The 661-nt window shown below is 73.8% G+C and carries 1 protein-coding gene; it reads left to right on the top strand.

Annotation, left to right across the window (positions count from 1 at the left end):
- Window positions 1-661: hypothetical protein (locus tag ACFQU3_RS19375; protein WP_385912791.1), on the top strand; the 661-nt coding region annotated here is incomplete at both ends.

Genomic DNA, 661 nt, shown 5'->3' with positions numbered 1-661 from the left:
TTCCCGCTCATGTGTGGGCGGTGGTCTGGGGTGTGGTGGTGTGGACGTGGCGGCACCTGCGCTGGACCGTCTTCGTCGCCGGTGTGGCGTTCGGGATGCGGATGCTGCCAGATGGTCAGCCTGCCGCGATCCGCACGCTGGTCGTCGGCTGGTGGGTGCCGGCGGTGGTCGCCTCGGCGTGGGCGCACGTGTCACCAGACACCTACGAGCGGATCATCGCGGGGCCGGCGGCGCGGGTGTCGTGGATGGTGTGGGCTCGCCGGCGTTGGCCGCACCTGGCGCGTGAGTGTGGCCTGTCGGTGCACCGCGACCGGCGGCCCTCGGTGGTGGACCAGGTCGTCGCGGAGGTCTCCAAGAAGCCCGCACCCCCCGCGCGGAAGGTGTGGGTCCACCCGCGGCTCTGCTCGGTCACGGCGAAGGGCGTCACGCTCACGGTGACGGTCCGGGCCCGGACGGGGCAGACGGTCGACGACCTCGAGCACGCCGCCCCGGCCCTGGCCGCCGCTGCGTCGGCGCGCTCGTTCCGGTTCCGCGCGCTGTCGCCGTCGACGGGCGAGGTCGTGCTCGTCATGGCCGACCGGCTCGGCGCCACTCGCGACGCCACCGCGCCCACCTCAAGCAGTGCCGACGTGAACGTGGACGCGGTCCGGGTGGGTCGTCG

This window comes from Terrabacter sp. GCM10028922 (assembly GCF_042666095.1).
In the GTDB taxonomy this organism is placed as follows: Bacteria; Actinomycetota; Actinomycetes; order Actinomycetales; family Dermatophilaceae; genus Terrabacter.
Note: the sequence above shows the minus strand (reverse complement) of the source record. Positions and strands in the feature narration are given on the sequence as shown.